Origin of the sequence: Methylocystis sp. WRRC1, from assembly GCF_020733155.1 — a bacterium.
GTDB lineage: Bacteria > Pseudomonadota > Alphaproteobacteria > Rhizobiales > Beijerinckiaceae > Methylocystis.
Genome location: NZ_JAJFZJ010000001.1, coordinates 923,841 through 942,202, shown reverse-complemented (window position 1 = coordinate 942,202; position 18,362 = coordinate 923,841). Strand labels below are relative to the sequence as shown.

Sequence of the window (18,362 nt, the reverse complement as noted above, 5' to 3'; positions counted from 1 at the left end):
GATGCAAACGCATTTTTCACTGAGCGCGCTCGCCGATCCGGACATGGCGCAATCGGAGAAGATCCTGCGCGCCTGTGTGCATTGCGGCTTCTGCACGGCCACATGCCCCACTTATCTTCTCACGGGGGACGAACTCGATTCCCCGCGCGGACGCATCTATCTCATCAAGGAGATGCTGGAGCACGAGCGTCCCGCCGATGCGCGCACCGCTCGACACATCGACCGCTGCCTCTCCTGCCTTTCGTGCATGACGACATGTCCATCGAGCGTGCATTACATGCATCTCGTCGATCACGCGCGCGCGCATATCGAGAAGACATTCGAGAGACCTTTCGAGGAGAGGGCGCTGCGCGCGGCGCTTGCCTTCGTGCTGCCGCGGCCGGCCTTGTTCCGGCTTGCCTTGCGGCTCGCTGCGCTCGCGCGACCGTTCAGGGATCATTTCCCGCAGCGTCTGCGCGCGCTGTTCGTCCTCGCGCCAAAGAGTCTGCCGGCGCCTTCGGATGTCGATCGCCCACAGGTCGTTCCAGCGCAAGGCGCGCGCCGGATGCGCGTCGCGCTGTTGAACGGCTGCGCGCAGACCGTGCTCGATACGCGCATCAACGAAGCGACCGTGCGCCTTCTCACGCGCCATGACATCGAAGTTGTCATCGCTGAAGGCGCGGGTTGCTGCGGCGCGCTGCCGCATCATCTCGGCAAGGTCGGTCAGTCGCATGCGTTCGCGCGCAGGAACGTCGAGGCGTGGACGCGCGAGATCGAGACGGGCGGTCTCGATCATATCGTCATCAACACGTCGGGTTGCGGCACGAGCGTGAAGGATTATGGCTTCATGTTCCGTAACGACGCGAAGTTTGCCGCAAAGGCCGCGCGCATTTCCGCGATTGCCCGCGACGTCAGCGAGATCATCGCCGGGCTCGATCTGAAGGCGAGCGGCGCCGCGCCACGGCTGCGCGTGGCCTATCATTCCGCCTGCTCGCTGCAGCATGGCCAGAAAATCACGCGCGAACCTGTGGAGGCGCTTGAGCGCGCCGGCTTCGATGTCGTCGCTCCGCCGGAAGGCCATATCTGCTGCGGCTCGGCGGGAACCTATAATCTGCTGCAATCGGAAATGGCGGATGAGCTTCGCGCGCGAAAAGTAGCCAGTATCGAAAGCGTCGCGCCCGACGTCATCGCCGCCGGCAATCTCGGCTGCATGGTGCAGATCGGGGCGGGGACGCAAATCCCTGTCGTTCACACTGTCGAGTTGCTCGACTGGGCGAGCGGCGGGCCGAAGCCCGCGGCTCTCGGCGGTTAACGCAAGAAGCCGACGATATCCTTCACCGCATTCATGTTCTCGCGGGCGATGGCGCGGGCGCGTTCGGAGCCGTCGCGCAGCACGCCGTCGATATAGCCCTCGTCCTCCCGGATGCGGCGCATCTGCGCGGTGATGGGGGCGAGCTTGGCGACAGCGAGATCGACCAGTGCGTTTTTGAAGGTCGAGAAATTCGAGCCGCCATACTCGGTCAGCACATCGGCTTTCGTGCGGCCGGCGAGCGCGGCGAAAATGCCGACGAGATTGTCCGCCTCGGGCCTGCCTTCGAGGCCTTTTTCCTCGGAGGGCAGGGCCTCGGGATCGGTCTTGGCCTTGCGCACCTTCTGCGCAATCTGGTCCGCGTCGTCGGAGAGATTGATGCGCGAATAGTCAGATGCGTCGGACTTCGACATTTTCTTCGTGCCGTCGCGCAGGCTCATCACGCGCGTCGCGGGGCCGGAGATCAGCGGCTCGGGCAGGGGGAAGAAGGCGCCGCCGAAACCGTTGCGCTCGATCGATGGGCCGAAGTCATTGTTGAACTTCTGCGCAATGTCGCGCGCAAGCTCCAGATGCTGCTTCTGGTCGTCGCCGACCGGCACATGCGTCGCGCGATAGATGAGAATGTCGGCGGCCATCAGCACGGGATAGTCGAGAAGGCCCATGGAGGCGTTCTCGCGGTCCTTGCCGGCCTTGTCCTTGAACTGCGTCATGCGGTTCAGCCAGCCGATGCGGGCGACGCAGTTCAGCACCCAGGCGAGTTCCGCATGTTCGGGAACCTGGCTCTGGTTGAAGACAATGTTCTGCTTGGGGTCGATGCCGCAGGCGATGAAGGCGGCGGCGATCTCGCGTGTGTTCGCCTTCAGCGCGATGGGGTCCTGGGGCACGGTGATCGCGTGCAGGTCGACGACGCAATAGAGGCACTCGAACGCCTTCTGCAGCTCGACGAATTTGACGATCGCGCCGAGATAATTGCCGAGATGCAGATTGCCGGTGGATTGCACGCCGGAGAAGACGCGCTGGGGGAAAGTGGACATGGACAGGCCGCAGGTTGTGAGCTTTGGCCGGTCTTATGGCAATGCGAGGCCGCGGGCGCAAGTGCGGGGCGTTGACCCGCCGTCCGCGCCATTATAGATATACAATGTCTTTACGGCATTGATCGGAGGCTTGTCATGGCTCAAACAGCCAAAGCGGCGAGCGAGTCGCGGCGGGGGCTCGTCAATGTCCGCATGGCGGCGGAAGATCGAAACATTATCGACCGCGCCGCAAAGGTCGCCGGCAAGACGCGCACCGAGTTCATGGTCGATGCGGCGCGCCGCGCCGCGCAGGAGACTCTGCTCGACTCCAGCCTGATCGTTGTCGACGGGAAGACTTTCGACCGGTTCCGCAAGATTTTCGACGCGCCGGCGAAGCCCAATGAGCGATTGCAGAAGCTGATGAATTTGAAAGCGCCGTGGGAGTCCTGACGCCCCGCTCCGCGCCGCATCCTCTCGGCGAGCGCCATCGAACGGAAGCTTTCGACTGCGGGGCGTCGATTCTCGACGAATGGCTGCGGCGGCGCGCGTTTGCGAATCAGGTGAGCGGGGGTTCGCGAACCTTTGTCGTCTGTCGCGGCGACAAGGTCGCTGGTTACTACGCGCTTGCTGCGGGCGCGATCGCCTCGAACGAAGCGCCCGGGCGTCTGCGGCGCAACATGCCCGACCCAATTCCGGTGTTCGTTCTCGGGAGGCTAGCAGTCGATCGCTCCGAACAAGGAAAAATGCTCGGTTCGTTGCTATTGCGCGACGCTGTTTATCGCACCTGCGCCGCTGCCGAGTTTGGCGGCGTCGCCGGGCTTCTGGTTCACGCCCTGTCCGATGACGCCAAGCGCTTCTATGCGCATCACGGATTTGTCGAGTGTCCGTCCAATCCCATGACGCTGGTCGCCCGCCTGAAGGATATCACAAAATAAACCGGCTCAAATCCCGGTTCTTCGCGAGATCGCCGATGTGTCTTTCGACATAGTCGCCATCGACAACGACAGTCTCCCCGGCGCGGTCCGAGGCGGAGAAACTGATGTCGTCGAGGACGCGCTCCATTACTGTCTGGAGGCGGCGGGCGCCGATGTTTTCAACCGACGTGTTCACCTGCACGGCGACCTTGGCGATGGCCTCGATGGCCGACGGCGAAAATTCGAGCGTCACGCCTTCCGTGCCCATGAGCGCCACATATTGCTTGGTCAGGCAGGCTTCCGTCTCTGTCAGAATACGGCGGAAATCCTCTTCGTTGAGCGAGGCCAGCTCCACGCGGATCGGCAGGCGGCCCTGTAGCTCCGGCAGCAGGTCGGAAGGTTTCGCGACATGGAAGGCGCCTGAGGCGATGAACAGCACATGGTCGGTCTTCACCGGCCCGTGCTTGGTAGCGACGGTCGTGCCCTCGATCAGCGGCAACAGGTCGCGCTGCACGCCTTCGCGCGAGACATCGGCGCCGCTGCGGCCTTCGCGGGCGCAAATCTTGTCCATCTCGTCGATGAAGACGATGCCATTGTTCTCGACCTCGTGGATCGCCTCGCGAACGCTGGCCTCCTGGTCGATCAGCTTGTCGCTTTCCTCGGCGACGAGTGGGCCATGAGCCTCCTTCACCGTCAGCTTGCGCGGCTTGCCGCGTTGCAGGGCCTTGCCGAAAATATCGCCCAGCGAAAAGGCGGAAACGCTCGCGCCTGGCATGTTCGGCAGTTCGAACATGGGGGTGGAGCCGCCGCTCTGCGCCAGCTCGATCTCGATTTCCTTGTCGTCGAGCTCGCCGTCGCGCAAACGTTTGCGGAAGGTTTCGCGCGTGGCGGGAGACGAGGCGGGACCGACGAGCGCGTCGAGCACGCGCTCCTCGGCCGCCTGCTGCGCGCGCGCCTGCACATCCTTGCGGCGGCGCTCCTTGACCATGACCAGGGCGACCTCGATAAGGTCGCGCACGATCTGCTCCACATCGCGGCCGACATAGCCGACCTCGGTGAATTTCGTCGCTTCCACCTTCAAGAAGGGCGCATTGGCGAGGCGGGCGAGGCGGCGGGCGATTTCGGTCTTGCCGCAGCCGGTGGGGCCGATCATCAGAATGTTCTTGGGCAGCACTTCTTCGCGCATTTGCCCTTCGAGCTGAAGACGCCGCCAACGGTTACGCAGCGCAATGGCGACGGCGCGCTTGGCTTCGTTCTGCCCGACGATGTAGCGATCCAGTTCCGAGACGATTTCGCGCGGCGAAAAATCGGCCATGAGTTCAGTTTCCTTGGGCTATCGTTCATCTGGCGCGGAAACGGGCGGTTTGTTTGGTCTTTTCTTCGCCATTCGCCGCGCATTTTTCGCCTATATCTTCTCCACCACCACATTGTGGTTCGTGTAGACGCAGATGTCGGCGGCGATGGACATGGCGCGGCGCGCGATGGTCTCTGCGTCCGCTGGCGTGTCGATGAGGGCTCGCCCCGCGGCGAGCGCGTAATTGCCGCCCGAGCCGATTGCGGCGACAGCGCCATTGGCGTCGCCTTCGGGCTCCAGCACGTCGCCCGAGCCGGTGAGGACGAGTCCGACGTTCTGGTCGGCGACAAGCATCATCGCCTCCAGCCGGCGCAGATATCGGTCCATGCGCCAGTCCTTGGCGAGCTCGACGCAGGCGCGCATGAGCTGGCCGGGATATTGATCGAGCTTCGATTCGAGCCGCTCGAACAGCGTGAATGCGTCCGCCGTAGCGCCGGCGAAACCCGCGATCACGTCGCCCTTGCCGAGCCGGCGCACCTTGCGGGCGTTGCCCTTCATGATCGTCTGGCCGAGGCTGACCTGTCCGTCGCCCGCGATCACCGTTTGTCCCTGCTTCTTGACCAGAATGATGGTCGTCGCGTGCATGCCGGGCGTCTTGTTTTGTTCGTTGTCCATTCGCGCCTTCCGAGCCGAGCGTTTTGGCCGATGTAGGACTGAACCGCGCTTTCAGCAAGGGCGGAGGCTGTGCGGGCCTTACCTGTCCTTGAAGCGATCCGCGATCTCCTGGGCCTCGCGGGTCAGCGCGGCGAAGAAGGCCTCCTTCGGCGCACGGGCGGCGTAGCAGGCGCGATAGTCGTCGTCGCCCTTGGTCTGCGCGGCGGTCGATTCGTCGAAAAGCTTCTCGTCCTTCATGCCGCCCTCGTTGTATTTCTGCAAAATCTTTTCCGCCTTGCTCTCGGCGTCTTTCCAGATGGCGTCGCAGGCGGGGATCTTTTCCGCCCCCTTCGCGGCCTCAGTGGCGATATAGACCTTTCCGCCCCTGCGCAGCGCCACGATGATCTCCTGCGAAGGATTGGGTCCAATATCCTGCGCCCATCCGCCGAGCAGCGCCACGGCGAAAACCGCTCCCTCGGGCTTCATGATCGGAATGTCGGCGGTCTTGGTGAAGGCGGCGTCGGAGCCGATTGCTTCCGTATAGAAGTCGTCCGACTTCAACGCCGATTCGGCGTCGGGCGCCGACTTGTCCGTCTTCTTCCACCATTGTGACTGCGTGCGCAGCCAGTGATCGAGCAGCCCGTCCGTCGTGACGATCGCCTGAGCGCCGTTGTCCTCCTGCGAAAAGCGCAGCGTATCGAGCATGCCGAAGCCGATTTCATTTTCGCTGAGGGTGTCGATGTTGATCTTGCCTTTCGCCGGATAGGGCTTGACCGCGAGATCGCCGATGATCCCCTGCAGGCGCTTTTCCAGATCGGCGAGCGCCTTCTGTTGCTCCTTGCCGACGGCGTCTTCCGCGCCCTGTTTGGCCTCCAGCTTCTTGATTTTCGCGATCGCCGCGTCGCGCGCGGCGAGGTAAGCCTCCTCCGGGGTCGCCGCAAAGGCGCTGGCCAAGGTCAAGACGAGGGCGAGCAAGGCGAGCGGCGTCTGTCTCATAAATGCCTCCGAACGCTGACTTTTTCGCGCATTTTCGCGTTTTCTCGATCGGGATGATAGTCGTCCCCGCCGCGCGCCGCCAGCAAGCCGGCCGCGCTCCTCGCGCGGGTGGCGAAGATGCGTCGAAATTGCTACAAGCTGGCGGCCCGCGGCCGAATGATGCTCGGCGGCGTCATCCGGAAGGCCAATTCGCCATGCGCAGCGCCACTATCGAGCGCAACACGAAGGAAACGTCCATCTCGGTCACTGTCGATCTCGACGGGTCGGGACGCTCCGACATTTCGACCGGAATCGGATTTTTCGACCATATGCTCGACCAGATCGCGCGCCATGCGCCGCTGGATCTCACCGTGCTGGCGAAGGGCGACCTGCACATCGACGGCCACCACACCGTCGAGGACGTCGGGCTGGCGATGGGGCAGGCGGTGGACCGCGCTCTCGGCGACCGCAAAGGCATCGCGCGCTACGGCGACGCGCACATACCTCTCGACGAGGCCTTGACCCGCGTCGTCGTCGATATTTCCGGGCGTCCGTTCCTCGTCTATAACGTCAGCTTCCCGACGGAGCGCATCGGCGCCTTCGACACCGAGCTGATGCGCGAATTCTTTCAGGCATTCGCGGTTCAGGCCCGGGTCGGGCTGCACATCGACAGCCTGAGCGGCGTCAACAGCCACCATATTGCGGAGAGCGCGTTCAAGGGCTTTGCGCGCGCCTTCGGCAAGGCCGTGGCGATCGATCCGCGTCGCCTGCAGGGCGAGGCGCCTTCCACCAAGGGAACGCTGACCGCCTGAGCGGCGGCGGCTCTGGCGTCCAGACGACGAGGGGACGGCCGATGGCCATTTTCACCGTTCATCTCCCGCCGACGGCGCAGGGGGCCGCCCCCGCGCCGGAGAAGATCGTGTTCCTGCGCGACGGCTTCTCGTGGCCCGCCTTCTTCCTCGGCCCCTTCTGGCTGCTATGGAGGCGCGCATGGATCGCCGCCGCGGCCTGGACCGCGCTGCTGACGGTCATCGGCTTCGTGGCGTGGAAACTGAAGATTTCGCGCGACGCCATGTCATGGCTTGGTCTTGCCCTGGCGGTTTGGCTCGGCTTGGAGGGCGAACGGATTGTCGCCTGGGCTCTGGCGCGGCGCGGCTATGTCGAGACCGACGTTGTGGTCGGCGACGACGAGGAAGAGGCGGAGATGGCGTTTTTTCATCGTTGGCGCGGGATCGCGCCGCAAGCCCGCTCCGGGGAGCAAGACGCTTGACGACGGCGATCATCGATTACGGTTCCGGCAATCTTCACTCGGCGCTGAAGGCTTTCGAGCGTGCGGCGCGCGAGTCGGGCGTCGGCGGGGAAATCTGCGTCACCAATGATCCGCAGAAGGTTCGCGGCGCCGAGCGCGTCGTGCTGCCGGGCGTCGGCGCTTTCGCCGATTGTCGCCGCGGGCTTCTCGACCTGCCGGGCCTCTATGACGCGTTGCAGGAAGCGACCATCGAGCGGGGCCGGCCTTTCCTCGGCATTTGCGTCGGCATGCAGCTGATGGCGGCGCGCGGTCTCGAACATGGCGAGACGCCCGGCCTCGGCTGGATCGGCGGCGACGTCGTGGCGATCGAGCCGGGCGATCCTTCGCTCAAAATTCCGCATATGGGCTGGAACACGCTCAGCCTGACCCGGGAGCATCCGGTCTTCGACGGGATCGCGACGGGGGAGCGCGGGCTCCACGCCTATTTCGTCCACTCCTATCATCTGACGCCGGCCGAGCCGCGGCATGTGCTGGCGACGACCGACTATGGCGCGCCGCTCACCGCGGCCGTCGCGCGCGACAATCTCGTCGGCGTGCAATTCCATCCCGAGAAGAGCCAGAGGCTCGGCCTCGCGCTCATCGCCAATTTCCTGAGGTGGCGTCCGTGATTCTGTTTCCCGCGATCGATCTGAAAGAAGGCCAGTGCGTGCGGCTTGCGCAGGGCGATATGGACCGCGCGACCGTCTTCAACGACGATCCGGCGGAGCAGGCGCGCGCCTTCCAGTCGCAGGGCTTCGAATATCTGCATGTCGTCGATCTGGACGGCGCATTCGCCGGCGCGCCGCGCAATGCGGCGGCGGTCGAGTCCATCCTTGCGGCGCTTACAATTCCCGTGCAGCTCGGCGGCGGCATTCGCGACATGCGCACGCTGTCCGGCTGGCTGGAGAAAGGCGTGACGCGCGTCATCATCGGCACGGCGGCGGTCAAGGATCCGTCCTTCGTGCGAGAGGCTGCGCGGATCTATCCGGGCCGCGTCGCCGTCGGCATCGACGCCAAGGACGGCATGGTCGCCGTGGACGGCTGGGCGCGCACGACGCGCATGCCGGCGCTCGAACTCGGCAAGAGTTTCGAGGACGCGGGCGTCAGCGCGATCATCTACACGGACATCGCGCGCGACGGCATTCTGACGGGCCTCAACATCGAGCAGACGCTGGCGCTCGCCAACGCCTTGACGATTCCCGTCATCGCCTCCGGCGGCCTCGCCTCGCTCGCCGACATCGAGCGTTTGCTGCAACCGGACTGCGCCAGGCTCGCCGGCGCGATCACGGGACGCGCGCTTTACGATGGGCGCCTCGATCCGGCCGAGGCGCTGGCGCTGATCAGGAAGGCGCGCGCGACGGCGGGGAGCGCCTGATGCTCAAAGCCCGCGTCATCCCCTGCCTCGACGTGAAGGAAGGCCGCGTCGTGAAGGGCGTCAATTTCGTCGATCTGCGCGACGCCGGCGATCCGGTGGAATGCGCCATCGCCTATGACGCCGCCGGCGCCGACGAACTCTGCTTCCTCGACATCACCGCGAGCCATGAAAATCGTGGCATTCTGCTCGACGTCGTGCAGCGTACGGCCGAAGCCTGCTTCATGCCGCTCACCGTCGGCGGCGGCGTGCGCACGCTCGACGACATCCGCAATCTCCTGCTCGCGGGCGCCGACAAGGCGTCGATCAATTCGGCCGCCGTCGCCAACCGGCAATTCGTGCGCGAGGCGTCGGAAAAATTCGGCGCGCAATGCATCGTCGTCGCCATCGACGCCAAGCGGGTCGCGCCGGGCAAGTGGGAAATCTTCACCCATGGCGGGCGCCGCCCCACCGGCATCGACGCGGTGGAATATGCGCGCGAAGTGACGGCGCTGGGCGCCGGGGAAATTCTGCTCACCTCGATGGATCGCGACGGCACGAAAAGCGGTTTCGACATCGAACTGACGCGCAGCGTCGCGGACGCCGTTTCCGTGCCGGTCATCGCCTCCGGCGGCGTCGGCAATCTCGATCATCTCGTCGCCGGCATTCGCGAAGGCCACGCGACCGCCGTGCTCGCGGCGTCGATCTTCCACTTCGGCGAATATTCGATCCCGCAGGCGAAGCGCCACATGGCCGCCGCCGGCCTGCCGATGAGGCTCGATGGACTGGAGGCGGCATGAGCTTTTCTCTCGACGATCTCGCCGCGCTCATAAAATCGCGTCGCAACGACAGCGCCTCCAACTCTTACACCAAGAGCCTTTTCGACGCGGGGCCGCCGCGCATCGCAAAGAAATTCGGCGAGGAGGCGGTAGAGGCGGTGATCGCCGCAATGGAGGGCGACAACAAGGCCTTGACCTCGGAAGCCGCCGATGTGCTTTACCACCTGCTGGTGCTGCTCGAGGCGCGTGATATCGCTTTGAGCGACGTCGTCGCCGAACTCGGCCGCCGCACGGCGCAATCGGGCCTTGCCGAAAAGGCGTCGCGCGGAGGCTCGAAATGAACGAAGCGGGCGCCGCTGAAACGGGCGTGGCGATTTCGCCTTATCGCCGGTTTACGCGCGCCGAATGGGCGAGCCTTCGCGCCGACACGCCGCTGACGCTGACGCTCGATGACCTTGCGCGGCTGAAGTCGCTCGGCGATCCGATCTCCCTCGAGGAAGTCATCGAAATCTATCTGCCGCTGTCACGCCTGCTCGCGCTCTATGTCGCGGCGACGCAGGGGCTTTTCAAGGCGACGCAACGCTTTCTCGGCGCCGAGGACGGCAAGGTTCCCTATATCATCGGGGTCGCGGGCTCCGTGGCCGTCGGCAAATCCACGACCGCGCGCATTCTTCGCGCGCTGCTGTCGCGCTGGCCGAACACGCCGAAGGTTGAGCTCATCACCACGGACGGCTTTCTCCTGCCAAACGCCGTGCTCGAGCGCGAAGGCCTCATGGAGAGGAAGGGCTTTCCCGAAAGCTACGACAACAAGGCGCTGCTGCGCTTTCTCTCCGACGTGAAGGCGGGGCAGCGCAATGTCTGCGCGCCGGTTTATTCGCATCTCATTTACGATGTCGTCGACGGCGAGGCGACCTGCGTCGATCGTCCCGACATTCTCATCGTCGAAGGCGTGAACGTCTTGGCCGCGCGCCCGTCGCGCCACCCGCGCGACATTCCCTTCGTTTCGGATTTCTTCGACTTCTCGGTCTATCTCGACGCGCCGGAGGACGTGCTGGAGCGCTGGTACATCGAGCGTTTCCTGCGCCTGCGCGAGACGGCGTTCCGCGACCCGCGCTCCTATTTTCGCAAATACGCCGATCTCTCCGACGAAGAGACGGTGCGCGTCGCGAAGGACATCTGGACGCGCATCAATCTCGAAAACCTGCGCAACAACATCGCCCCGACGCGTCCGCGCGCAAGTTTGATCCTCACCAAGGGCGAGGACCACAGGATCGAGGAAGTGGCGCTAAGGAAGTTGTGACGATCGCGCTATTTGGCTTTGCCGATTGCCGCCCTCTTGACGGACATAGGTTTCAGCGCTCGAATAGATTTCTCATTTTTATGGGGAGGATTTCACAATGCATTTTTTATTTGCGCTTTCTGTGGCCGTTTTCGCGCTTGCAGCATCGACGGCCACCGCGTCCGAAACGCCCAATTGGAGCGAAGTCAGGGAAATGGCTGCAATTTGCCAAGCCATGAACGGGGTAGGCCTGGGCGATCCTCCTGAGAAACTCGTCGATGTGGGCGTCTGGAAGCTCGATCCCCACGGGGAGGGTAAGTCCAACGATCCAAGCCAGTTCTGGGGCTTCGCGCGTTATGGCAACAGATGGGCGGTCTACAAGAAGGACGGCGCGAGCAACGCTTACGCCATTGTCGTTCGCGGGACGGTCCTCAACGACAATTTGAAGCGCCCGTTGCAACAGCGCAGCGTGATACAGGACGCCTTGGCGTTGACCAGCCGGGCGGACAAAGTCTGGTTCCCCGACAAAGACGGCGGGTGGCGTGCGATTCAGCTTGCCGAAAACGATGGCTCGACCGTCCACATTGGCTTCGCTTACGGACTCGTCGATATCCTGTTCCACGAGAATGGCCAGGGCCTGCTCGGCTACCTTCAGCAACTGCCGCTCGATAGCGAGATTTACATCACCGGCCACAGCCAGGGAGCGGCGATCGCAACCCTGCTTCACGCATTTCTCCTACGCGCGGACCGGGAAACGAATGCACAATACAAGTTGGCGGGCAAGAATTTCCGGCTGAGGTCATATGTCTTCGCACAACCAAAACCGGGAAACTGGCAGTTTGCGATGGATTTTTCCCGGGGAGCTTATAAAGCGGGTTCCGATGGCTTCGCCTACGTCATCAACAATGCAAACGATTGGGTGCCGCAGGTTCCACTGAGCACGCAGGGACCGACCGGCGTTATCAAGTCAGTTCTCTCGAGCGTAAGCGCGGATCAAGGTCCCCTCTATGGCTCCTTGATCGCGATGTCGAAGACGGGAGAGACCGTCCGGCAAAAAATCAATTCTCTCATGATGAGGTCCGTTTTCCTGCGCGACACATTCAAGGACGTGAAGGGGATGGCTTTCGACGAGAAGATTACTGACGCCTTTCTGCTGGGCTCCGGAGCCGAGTCTGTCGCGTCGCTCGGTACTCGAAAGCTTGGGGAATTGAATGGCGTGCTTGAAGGAGGGGTCCTCAAGCTGAAGGATCTCGGCCCTCAATATTTCAGCGAGCCGGCCGCGAAGCGGCCGAATGTGAAAGACTCCGCCGGCGACTCGACGACCTATGTGCCCGTCGGAACACTCATCGCCTTGCCTTTGTGCCGTCCGCGAAAGGAGAGCGCGGGGGAACCCAGCGAGGATTTCATGCTCGAACATCATATGGCGACGTACGTCGACCTGATGAGCGAGGCCAACCTCAAAGAGCCGGACAAGATGAAAACCTGCAAGTTCACGCCGCTTACAGAGGTAGCGGCGACCGTGCAGGCGCATTGAGCATAAATTATAACGACGGTCCGGCGCCGTTGCGCCGGACCGAACGCGGGGCCCTTGTTTACGCGTTCCCCACCGTCCGCAGCACCGGCTTCACCGGGCCGTGCGTCGGCTTGCCGTCGATGGTCAGCGCCTGGCCTTCGGCGGAGACTTCCACCGTCGCGCCGTCGACTATCTCGCCCGCGAGCAGCCGTTCGGCCAGCGCGTCCTGCAGCTCCTTCTGCATCACCCGCTTCAGCGGCCTTGCGCCATAGGCGGGATCGTAGCCCTTCGCCGCCAGCCAGTCGCGCGCCTTGCTGTCGGGATGCAGCGTGATCTTGCGATCCTCGAGCAGCTTCTGGAGACGCTTGAACTGGATGTCGACGATCGCGCCCATATCCTCGCGCCGCAGGCGATGGAACAGGATGATCTCGTCGACGCGGTTCAGGAACTCCGGCCGGAAATGCGAGCGCACGACCTGCATCACCTCGTCATGCACTGCGGACGAATCCTCGCCCTCCTGCTGCATCACGAGGAATTCGGCGCCGAGGTTCGACGTCATGATGATGAGCGTGTTCTTGAAGTCGACCGTGCGGCCCTGGCCGTCCGTCAGGCGCCCGTCGTCGAGCACCTGCAGCAGGACGTTGAACACGTCCGGATGCGCCTTCTCGATCTCGTCGAACAGCACGACCTGATAGGGCCGGCGGCGAACCGCTTCCGTCAGCGCGCCGCCTTCCTCATAGCCGACATAGCCGGGAGGCGCGCCGATGAGGCGGGCGACAGAGTGCTTCTCCATATATTCCGACATGTCGAGGCGCACCATCGCCGTCTCGTCGTCGAACAGGAAGCTCGCGAGCGCCTTGGTGAGCTCCGTCTTGCCGACGCCGGTGGGGCCGAGGAAGATGAAGCTGCCGATCGGACGGTTCGGGTCCTGCAGGCCCGCGCGGGCGCGGCGCACGGCGGTCGAAACCGCTTCGACCGCTTCGCGCTGACCGACGACGCGCTTGGCGAGTTCGTCCTCCATATGGAGAAGCTTCTCGCGTTCGCCCTCGAGCATCTTGTCGACCGGCACGCCCGTCCAACGAGACACGACCTGCGCGACGTCATTCGCGGTCACGGCTTCCTCGATCAGGGCGCCTTTGCCCTCCGAGGCTTCCGTCTCCGCAAGCTTCTTCTCGAGGTCCGGGATCACGCCATAAGTCAGTTCGCCCGCGCGCTGATATTCGCCGCGCCGCTGCGCCTGCGCCAGTTCATTGCGTGCGGTCTCCAGCTGCTCCTTCAGCTTCTGCGCGCTGCCGAGCTTGTCCTTCTCCGCGCGCCAGCGCGCCGTGAGCGACGACGACTTTTCTTCCAGATCGGCAAGCTCGGATTCGAGCTTCACGAGCCGGTCTTTCGAGGCCGCGTCGGTCTCCTTGCGCAGCGCCTCCTGCTCGATCTTGAGCTGGATGATGCGGCGGTCGAGTTCGTCGAGTTCCTCCGGCTTCGAGTCGATCTGCATACGCAGGCGGGACGAGGCTTCGTCCACGAGGTCGATCGCCTTGTCGGGCAGGAAGCGGTCCGAGATGTAACGGTTCGACAGGGTCGCAGCCGCCACGATCGCCGAATCGGTGATGCGCACGCCGTGATGCATCTCGTATTTTTCTTTCAAGCCCCTAAGGATCGAGATCGTGTCCTCGACCGTCGGCTCATCGACGAAGACGGGCTGGAAGCGACGGGCGAGCGCCGCGTCCTTCTCGACATGCTTGCGATATTCGTCGAGCGTGGTCGCGCCGACGCAATGCAGCTCGCCGCGCGCGAGCGCTGGCTTCAGCAGGTTCGACGCGTCCATCGCGCCATCCGCCTTGCCGGCGCCGACCAGCGTGTGCATCTCGTCGATGAAGAGGATGATCTTGCCCTCGGCCGCAGTGATCTCGTTGAGCACGGCCTTCAGCCGCTCCTCGAACTCGCCGCGATATTTCGCGCCCGCGATCAACGCGCCCATGTCGAGCGCCAGCAGCTTCTTGTCTTCGAGAGACTCGGGAACGTCGCCATTGACGATGCGCAGCGCGAGGCCTTCGACGATCGCCGTCTTGCCGACGCCGGGTTCGCCGATCAGCACCGGGTTGTTCTTGGTCCGGCGCGACAGAACCTGCACGGTGCGGCGGATTTCCTCGTCGCGGCCGATCACCGGGTCGAGCTTGCCTTCCCGCGCGGCTTCCGTCAGGTCGCGGGCGTATTTCTTGAGCGCGTCATAGGCGTTCTCGGCGGAGGCGGAATCGGCGGTGCGGCCCTTGCGCAGATCCTCGATCGCGGCGTTAAGCGTCTGCGGCGTCACGCCGGCGGCGGCGAGGATTTTCGCGGATTCGGCGTCCTTCTCCAGCGCGAGCGCAAGCAGCAGCCGCTCGACGGTGACGTAAGAGTCGCCCGCCTTCTGCGCGATCTTCTCGGCGTTGTCGAAAAGCCGCGCCGTGGCCGGCGCCAGATAAAGCTGCCCAGCGCCCGAGCCCATCACCTTGGGGAGCTTCGCAAGCGCCGCCTCGGTCTTGGCCAGCGCCTCGCGCGAATTGCCGCCCGCGCGGTCGATGAGACCGGCGGAAAGGCCCTGCTCGTCATCGAGCAGGACCTTCAGCAAATGTTCGGGCGTGAACTGCTGATGTCCCTCTCGCGTGGCGAGCGACTGCGCGGACTGCACGAAACCGCGCGCGCGTTCGGTGTATTTCTCGAAATTCATTTGCACCCCTTTCGACCTTGAGGCGGCCCATCCAAGCGGCGCGCCTCGCGTCCAAATCTTTCGGTCCCTTGCGGCGACCCTCTGAGCCGATATGGGAAAGCCCCCGGGTCCTGAAAAGAGGGCGCTTCGTCTTGGTCGCGGCGTTTTCGTTTTTGATCGGCCGGACTTAATGTCGCAGCGAATTTTCGCAATCGGAGCAATCATGCGCCTCGCGTCCATCTACCGCTATCCCGTCAAGGGCCTCTCGCCCGAGGCGCTCGAATTCGCCGACCTCGACGCGGACGGCTATTTCCCCGGCGACCGCGTCTTTGCGCTGGAAAACGGCCCCTCGGGTTTCGACCCGGCCGCGCCGGAGCATCAGCCGAAGGTGAAATTCCTGATGCTGATGCGCAACGGAGCCCTTGCCGGGCTGGCGACGCGCTACGACCATGCGAGCGGCGTGCTGACGATCGCGCGGGAGGGGCGGGAGGTCGCGCGGGGCGATCTGCGGAGCGCCGAAGGTCGCGCGGCGATCGAGACTTTTCTGACCGGCTTTCTCGGCGACGAAATCCGCGGCCCCGTTCGCCTGCTCCAGGCGCCGGAAGGCTTTCGTTTCACGGACTCGAAGTCGGGCTTCGTGTCCCTCGTCAATTTGGCGAGCGTGAAGGCGATCGAGGAGGCGCAGGGAGCCGCAGTCGATCCGCTGCGCTTTCGCGCCAACCTCTACATCGACGGGGCGGAGCGCTGGGCCGAGGCGGACTGGCCCGGAAAAACGTTTCAACTCGGCGGCGCGACGCTGACGGTGCTGAAGATGACCGACCGTTGCGCCGCCACGGGCGTCGAGCCGGGCTCCGGCCGGCGCGACATGGATCTCGTGCAGACGATCCGCAAGGCTTTCGGCCATATCGATTGCGGCGTCTACGCCCGCATCGAGAGGGGCGGGCGCGTCACCCGGGGCGACGCGCTCGCATTGGTCTGATCCCGATCAGATGTGGTCGGGCTCGAAGGGCAGTTCGCTCGCCTGCGGGGCTTCCTCCTGCCGCGATTCGCCAGCGGCCTCGTCGGCTGCGGCGCGCGGCCGGCGACGGCGGCGCGAGCTGAGGTGGAAGTTCACGCCTTCATGCTCCCGCGCGGCGGCGGGGCGGGAGGGCGTCGTCAGCGCGCTCTCGGGGGCCTCAGTCTCGCTGACGACCGGACGCGCCGGCGGGGCGGTGATGAAAGACGGCAGAGCCGCGGCAGGCGCAGCCTCGGCGGTTTCGGACCGCTGGTGGAACCGTCGGCCGTCGCGATTACGCTCATAGGCGGCCTGATGGCGCGGGGGACGCTCGCCGCCTTCCCCATTTCGATCACGGCCACGCTCGCCATAGGGCGCACGCTCCGGCCGCGGCGCGCGCTCAATGCGCTCGGGGCGCATTTCGCCTATCGGGCGTTCCTCGAACGGTTGCGGCTGCGGTTGCGGCGGCTGGACGAAATGCGGCTGCGGCTGGGGCTGCGGCGCGAAAGGCTGCGGCTGGGCCTGATAGGCAGCCGGCGGCAGGCGCTCGGAGAGCGGCGCGAAACGGTCGGGCAGGGCCGCGAAATCGTCGTCGTCGTCGCCGAGATCGACCTCCGCCTCCATCTGCGGGCGCCCGCCGAAACCCGCGACCTGCTGCGCCGCCTGAGCGGCCGCGATCAGCCGGAAGTAGTGTTCGGCGTGCTGCAGCAGGCTCTCGGCCATGATCGTGTCGCCGGAGGACTGCGCGTCGCGCGCGAGCTGCAGATATTTCTCGGCGATATGCTGCGCGGTGCCGCGAATCTTCACGTCGGGGCCGTTCGACTCATAGGAGCGGGTGAGGGGATTGGGCCCCTTGCGGCCGCTGCGACCCCGCATTCTCTTGTTTTGTCCTGGTCTCATCAAACTCCCCGAGAGGTTCGCACGCACCGTGCGTTGTTTCGCTCTTTGACGGTCCGCTGCGTCGCTTCATTCTTCCGCAGACTTGAAGGTACCGTCGGCACGGCCGGCCTTTCCGATCCTTCGCGCGCGGCGCAAGGCGTCTGCGCGCGCCCCACCTTGCGTATTCCCAAAATTGCCGTCGTTCCGCCCGCTGCACTTACCGTGCGCGTCGCCCGCGGCCCGCGCCGCAGGTCGAGCGAGCGACAAACGTCCGTGGCGGTCACACGTCACGCGCAGCTTCAAATTGATGCGCGTCGCGACAAATTCTTGTCGCCTCATTCCGCCGGGATCATGTCAGCTTCGACACCGGCTTTTTGCCGGCTGGTCCTTGGCTTCCGCTCGCGCGGCGGAGCCGGATTCTTCGAGACCCCTATCTCGATGTCGACGATCAGCTGGATTTGATTTGACTATAGTGACTCGCTTCCCCGCCGCCAAGGGCGCGTGCGCGGGAAAGGGCAGAAAAACCGCGCACTGTAGCTAATATGTCACGACCGCGACCGCGCGCGCCGCGCCGCCACGACCCTTTCATGCCCGCCAAGGTCGCGGCCGACGCGTTCGACGCCGAATCCCTGCGCGCCGAGAAGCGAAGCGACGCTCACCGCCTGATCGGAGCCGACTTCGAAAGCCACGAGTCCGTCGTCCGCAACGAGCCGTGGCAGATCGTCGATGATCTCCCGGTAGCAGTCGAGCCCGTCGACGCCGCCATCGAGCGCAAGCGCCGGATCATGGAGCCGCACCTCTGGGTCGAGCTGAGGGATTTCTCCCGCGCGCACATAGGGCGGGTTGGAGACGATGATGTCGAACCGCGCCGATAGCGCCTCCGCCCATCTGCCGCGCATCACGCTTGCGCGATTCGAAAATCCGCAACGCGCGAGATTATTCGCCGCCGCTGCGCAGGCCTGCGGGGAAAGGTCGACCGCCACCGCGCGCGCCCTCGGCAATTCGCTGAGCAGCGCGCAGACGATGGCTCCGGAGCCCGTGCCCAGATCGAGAATTGAAAGCGGTTCGTTGCGTTTCTCGCCGATCAGGTCGAGCGTCGTCTCGATCAGCGTTTCCGTATCGGGACGTGGATCGAGCACATCGGGGGCGACGAGAAGATCGAGCGTCCAGAAGCCGCGTTCGCCAAGAATGCGCGACACGGGCTCGCGCGCGGCGCGGCGCGCGGCATAGTGCGAAAGCGCGTCCGCATGCTCCTCCGCGAGCGGCGCCTGCGGTCGCATGGCGAGTTCGAGTCTCGAAAGATCGGCGGCGGCGCGCAGCAGCGCGCGCGCATCGTCATGCGCTTGCGCTTCCTCCACGCCGCCGGCGACCAGAAATTTCGCGACCTGCGCAATGGCCTCAGCGCGCGTGGGCGTTTCCTCGCGCGCTTCGGATGTCGTCATTGCGCCGCCGCCT

The 18,362-nt window shown here is 64.6% G+C and carries 19 protein-coding genes; 12 read left to right on the top strand and 7 right to left on the bottom strand.

Features of this window, described 5'->3' with window-relative positions; all coding sequences use genetic code 11:
• The first annotated feature begins 1 nt into the window (after position 1).
• Complete coding sequence (glcF, locus tag LG047_RS04685) at positions 2 to 1,291, top strand: glycolate oxidase subunit GlcF (RefSeq protein ID WP_227965737.1); 1,290 nt, start codon at positions 2 to 4, stop codon at positions 1,289 to 1,291.
• Here the strand turns inward: glcF and trpS are convergent.
• Positions 1,288 to 2,322 (bottom strand): tryptophan--tRNA ligase, encoded by a 1,035-nt coding sequence (trpS, locus tag LG047_RS04680; RefSeq protein ID WP_227965736.1) that lies wholly within the window; start codon positions 2,320 to 2,322, stop codon positions 1,288 to 1,290. The two genes, glcF and trpS, sit on opposite strands and share 4 nt — an antisense overlap.
• A 135-nt stretch (positions 2,323 to 2,457) precedes the next feature.
• On the opposite strand from trpS, the gene LG047_RS04675 reads away from it, so the two are divergent.
• Together LG047_RS04675 and LG047_RS04670 are read left to right on the top strand one after the other, a co-directional pair.
• Positions 2,458 to 2,751, top strand: coding sequence for a DUF1778 domain-containing protein (locus tag LG047_RS04675; RefSeq protein WP_227965735.1), 294 nt, complete (start codon positions 2,458 to 2,460; stop codon positions 2,749 to 2,751).
• Complete coding sequence (locus LG047_RS04670) at positions 2,748 to 3,236, top strand: GNAT family N-acetyltransferase (RefSeq protein ID WP_227968431.1); 489 nt, start codon at positions 2,748 to 2,750, stop codon at positions 3,234 to 3,236. Before LG047_RS04675 ends, LG047_RS04670 begins: the two co-directional genes overlap by 4 nt.
• Here the strand turns inward: LG047_RS04670 and hslU are convergent.
• The 3 genes from hslU to LG047_RS04655 form a co-directional block, all read right to left on the bottom strand.
• Positions 3,226 to 4,530 carry an ATP-dependent protease ATPase subunit HslU gene (gene hslU / locus LG047_RS04665; RefSeq protein ID WP_227965734.1) on the bottom strand — a complete coding sequence of 435 codons (1,305 nt, stop codon included), beginning with the start codon at positions 4,528 to 4,530 and terminating at the stop codon, positions 3,226 to 3,228. The genes LG047_RS04670 and hslU overlap by 11 nt on opposite strands.
• A 90-nt stretch (positions 4,531 to 4,620) precedes the next feature.
• Positions 4,621 to 5,184, bottom strand: a complete 564-nt coding sequence (hslV, locus tag LG047_RS04660; RefSeq protein WP_036282682.1) for an ATP-dependent protease subunit HslV — start codon at positions 5,182 to 5,184, stop codon at positions 4,621 to 4,623.
• Positions 5,185 to 5,262: 78 nt separating this feature from the next.
• A complete protein-coding gene (locus LG047_RS04655) occupies positions 5,263 to 6,159 on the bottom strand; it encodes a hypothetical protein (protein ID WP_227965733.1) in 897 nt (298 codons plus the stop codon).
• A gap of 194 nt (positions 6,160 to 6,353) precedes the next feature.
• Here LG047_RS04655 and hisB point away from each other — a divergent pair, with 194 nt between their 5' ends.
• From hisB to LG047_RS04615, 8 genes are all read left to right on the top strand, one after another.
• Complete coding sequence (gene hisB / locus LG047_RS04650) at positions 6,354 to 6,950, top strand: imidazoleglycerol-phosphate dehydratase HisB (protein WP_227965732.1); 597 nt, start codon at positions 6,354 to 6,356, stop codon at positions 6,948 to 6,950.
• 41 nt (positions 6,951 to 6,991) lie between these two features.
• The gene (locus LG047_RS04645; RefSeq protein ID WP_227965731.1) at positions 6,992 to 7,408 is read left to right on the top strand and encodes a DUF2628 domain-containing protein; all 417 of its coding nucleotides are present in this window, start codon (positions 6,992 to 6,994) and stop codon (positions 7,406 to 7,408) included.
• Positions 7,405 to 8,055, top strand: coding sequence for an imidazole glycerol phosphate synthase subunit HisH (gene hisH / locus LG047_RS04640; protein WP_036282677.1), 651 nt, complete (start codon positions 7,405 to 7,407; stop codon positions 8,053 to 8,055). The genes LG047_RS04645 and hisH overlap by 4 nt, the downstream gene beginning before the upstream one ends.
• Positions 8,043 to 8,801 carry a 1-(5-phosphoribosyl)-5-[(5-phosphoribosylamino)methylideneamino]imidazole-4-carboxamide isomerase gene (gene hisA, locus LG047_RS04635; protein WP_227965730.1) on the top strand — a complete coding sequence of 253 codons (759 nt, stop codon included), beginning with the start codon at positions 8,043 to 8,045 and terminating at the stop codon, positions 8,799 to 8,801. The genes hisH and hisA overlap by 13 nt, the downstream gene beginning before the upstream one ends.
• Positions 8,801 to 9,577 (top strand): imidazole glycerol phosphate synthase subunit HisF, encoded by a 777-nt coding sequence (hisF, locus tag LG047_RS04630; RefSeq protein WP_227965729.1) that lies wholly within the window; start codon positions 8,801 to 8,803, stop codon positions 9,575 to 9,577. Before hisA ends, hisF begins: the two co-directional genes overlap by 1 nt.
• The gene (locus tag LG047_RS04625; protein ID WP_227965728.1) at positions 9,574 to 9,897 is read left to right on the top strand and encodes a phosphoribosyl-ATP diphosphatase; all 324 of its coding nucleotides are present in this window, start codon (positions 9,574 to 9,576) and stop codon (positions 9,895 to 9,897) included. Before hisF ends, LG047_RS04625 begins: the two co-directional genes overlap by 4 nt.
• On the top strand, positions 9,894 to 10,856 hold the full coding sequence (gene coaA, locus LG047_RS04620; RefSeq protein WP_227965727.1) for a type I pantothenate kinase: 963 nt from the start codon (positions 9,894 to 9,896) through the stop codon (positions 10,854 to 10,856). The genes LG047_RS04625 and coaA overlap by 4 nt, the downstream gene beginning before the upstream one ends.
• A 97-nt stretch (positions 10,857 to 10,953) precedes the next feature.
• Positions 10,954 to 12,369, top strand: a complete 1,416-nt coding sequence (locus tag LG047_RS04615) for a lipase family protein (RefSeq protein ID WP_227965726.1) — start codon at positions 10,954 to 10,956, stop codon at positions 12,367 to 12,369.
• Between the two features lie 58 nt (positions 12,370 to 12,427).
• Here LG047_RS04615 and clpB read toward each other — a convergent pair whose 3' ends face one another.
• Positions 12,428 to 15,055 carry an ATP-dependent chaperone ClpB gene (clpB, locus tag LG047_RS04610; protein WP_227965725.1) on the bottom strand — a complete coding sequence of 876 codons (2,628 nt, stop codon included), beginning with the start codon at positions 15,053 to 15,055 and terminating at the stop codon, positions 12,428 to 12,430.
• Between the two features lie 202 nt (positions 15,056 to 15,257).
• On the opposite strand from clpB, the gene LG047_RS04605 reads away from it, so the two are divergent.
• Entirely contained in the window at positions 15,258 to 16,013 is a 756-nt protein-coding gene (locus LG047_RS04605) for an MOSC domain-containing protein (protein WP_227965724.1), read from the top strand.
• 6 nt (positions 16,014 to 16,019) lie between these two features.
• Here the strand turns inward: LG047_RS04605 and LG047_RS04600 are convergent, their stop codons facing one another.
• Both LG047_RS04600 and prmC read right to left on the bottom strand, forming a co-directional pair.
• Complete coding sequence (locus LG047_RS04600) at positions 16,020 to 16,904, bottom strand: DUF4167 domain-containing protein (RefSeq protein WP_084678992.1); 885 nt, start codon at positions 16,902 to 16,904, stop codon at positions 16,020 to 16,022.
• A gap of 548 nt (positions 16,905 to 17,452) precedes the next feature.
• A complete protein-coding gene (gene prmC, locus LG047_RS04595; RefSeq protein ID WP_227965723.1) occupies positions 17,453 to 18,349 on the bottom strand; it encodes a peptide chain release factor N(5)-glutamine methyltransferase in 897 nt (298 codons plus the stop codon).
• Positions 18,350 to 18,362 lie beyond the last annotated feature (13 nt).